General features: G+C 67.7%; 1 pseudogene. It reads left to right on the top strand.

The annotated features are described in order from the left end of the window. Positions 1-563: pseudogene (locus tag M3I54_RS44590) on the top strand (heme utilization protein); the annotation flags it as partial.

Here is a 563-nt window from a genome sequence, read left to right as displayed (position 1 = left end):
ATCGCCTCGCTGACGACGGGTCAGGTGGCCGGTCTGAGCACGGGCCAGCTGTCGAGCCTGATCTCGAGCCAGGTCCAGCAACTGGGTTCGGCTGACATCAAGGCGCTGAGCACGAACCAGGTCGTGAACGGTCTGGGTTCGGCGGCCATCGCGGCACTGACGTCCAGCCAGGTCGCGCAGCTCGGCACGGCTGACCTGAACGCGCTGACCACGGCCGAAGTGCAGGCACTGGGTTCGGCGGGCATTGGCCAGCTGACGTCGTCGCAAGTGCAGTCGCTGACCTCGACGGCGCTGAACGCGCTGACGACGTCGCAGCTGGCGACGCTGTCGGTGAACCTGCTGTCGAGCGCACAGGTCTCGGGTCTGAGCACGGGCCAGCTCGCGGCGCTGAACTCGACGCAGGTGCGGCAACTGAACTCGGCTGACCTCAAGGCGCTGAGCACGAGCCAGCTCGTGAACGGTCTTGGCACGGCAGGCATCGCCTCGCTGACCAGCACGCAGGTGCAGTCGCTGAGCACGACGGCGCTGAACGCGCTGAGCACGGCCCAGCTCGCAACGCTGGC

The organism is Paraburkholderia sp. CNPSo 3274, assembly GCF_024206475.1.
GTDB lineage: Bacteria > Pseudomonadota > Gammaproteobacteria > Burkholderiales > Burkholderiaceae > Paraburkholderia.
This window is presented reverse-complemented; position numbering and strand designations above follow the sequence as displayed.